The sequence below is a fragment of the Pseudomonas sp. P5_B2 genome, assembly GCF_056400445.1.
This window is the reverse complement of record NZ_JBFULH010000702.1, coordinates 1-1,962: the sequence shown is the minus strand read 5'-3', so window position 1 is coordinate 1,962 and position 1,962 is coordinate 1. Positions and strand designations below refer to the sequence as shown.

Annotated in this window: 2 protein-coding genes; both read left to right on the top strand. The window is 56.6% G+C overall.

Annotated features, from left to right (window positions below; all coding sequences use genetic code 11):
- Positions 1-1,139: sensor histidine kinase (locus AC1DRJ_RS25795; RefSeq protein WP_477804646.1), on the top strand; the 1,139-nt coding region annotated here is incomplete at its 5' end.
- On the top strand, positions 1,108-1,962 hold an 855-nt coding region (locus AC1DRJ_RS25790; RefSeq protein ID WP_477804645.1), incomplete at its 3' end, for a sigma-54-dependent transcriptional regulator. The genes AC1DRJ_RS25795 and AC1DRJ_RS25790, both read left to right, overlap by 32 nt.

The following is a 1,962-nucleotide window of genomic DNA, read 5'->3' as shown; positions in this document are numbered from 1 at the left end:
ACCATGTGGAACACCTACCGGACATTTTGCTGGCGACGGTTTATGCGCTGGATCGCACCGTGGTCTGGTCAACGAACCCGGAGCTGATTGGCGAACGCATCGAAGGTGATGAGGAACTGGACGAATCGTTTGAAATGAAGGAACCGGTGTCCTCCAGCTATCACGAGATCGATTCTGAGCGTCCCGAACAGAAACTGCTGCACGAGCCGGAATACCTGTTCATCGAGAACTACATCCCGATGTTCAATGCGGACAAAAGCAAAGTGGTCGCCATGGTCGAGATCTACAAGGAGCCGGTGGACCTGGTAGAGCGCATCCAGCGCGGTTTCAAGGCGATCTGGCTGGCGACGGTGCTCGGCGGTCTGGTCATTTACCTGGGGTTGTTCTGGATTGTGCGCCAGGCCTCGATGTTGCTGCAGAGCCAGCAAAAACAATTGATTACCAATGAAACCTTCGTGGCACTGGGGGAAATGTCCTCGGCGGTCGCGCACAGTTTGCGCAATCCGCTGGCCAATATTCGTTCCAGCGCCGAACTGGCCCAGGACATCGCCAGCCAGAGTGCGCAGAAGAACATCGGCGACATCATCAAGCAGGTCGATCGCATGTCGCGCTGGGTTCGGGAGTTGTTGGTGTCGTTGCGGCCCATGAATGACGAGTACGAAACGGTCGACCTGGTACTGGCCATCGATGACACCCTGGGTGCTTTCGAGGCGCTGATCAAACGTTCGAACGTGGAAGTGCACTTCACCCCTAAAACTTGCCCACCGGTCGTCAGCCAACAGGTGCTGTTGACGCAAATACTCAATAGCCTGTTTGCCAACGCGCTGGAAGCAATGCCCAGCGGCGGCACGCTGACGATTGACATCGAACAGCCACACACCGGCCATGTGCGCATGACTCTCATCGACACCGGCAAAGGCATGACCAGGCAGCAGCAACAGATGGTCTTCAAGCCGTTTTTCACCACCAAACAAGGAGGGTTAGGTGTAGGCCTGGCCCTGGTTAAACGAATAATGGAGCGTTTCGAAGGCTCGGTCGAACTGACCAGCCAAGAGCAGGAAGGAACCCGCGTCTGTCTGAACTTTAGAGTGGCAACGGGAGGGGAATATGGAGCGCAGCATATTGCTGGTCGAGGATGACGAAATCCTCGCCGAGAATATACAGACTTACTTGGAGCGCAAAGACTTCGAGGTAACGGTATGCCACTCTGCTGAAGATGCACTGGAACTATTAAGAACGTTCGCCCCCGACGTTGTGCTGACCGACAACTCGTTGCCGGGCATGAGCGGTCACGATCTGATCCAGAAGCTGCGCGTTAGCGCGCCGGATCTGAAAGTGATCATGATGACCGGCTATGGCAATGTCGAAGACGCCGTAGTGGCGATGAAAGAGGGCGCTTTTCACTACGTCACCAAACCGGTGGCCTTGCCCGAGCTCAAGCTGTTGCTGGACAAGGCGCTGGCCACCGATCGCATGGAGCGCACGTTGTCGTTTTATCAAGAACGTGAGGCGCAGAAGTCCGGCGTGCAAGCGTTGATTGGCGAATCGGCGCCGATGAACTACCTGAAAAGCACTATCGCCCAGTTGCTCGACGCCGAGCGCCGCATGGCCAACACCGACCTGCCGCCTGTGCTGGTAGAAGGTGAAACCGGTACCGGTAAAGAGCTGGTGGCGCGGGCGCTGCACTTCGACGGCCCGCGTAGCAAAGGCCCGTTCATTGAGTTCAACTGCGCCTCGATCCCCTCCAATCTCGTGGAGTCGGAACTGTTCGGTCACGAGAAAGGCGCCTTTACCGACGCTAAAGACCGTCGTGTCGGCCTGGTGGAAGCGGCCGATGGCGGCACGCTGTTTCTCGATGAAATCGGTGAAATGGACTTGTTGTTGCAGGCCAAACTGCTGAAGCTGCTGGAAGACCGCACCATTCGTCGAGTCGGTTCGGTCAAGGAACGCAAAGTCGATCTG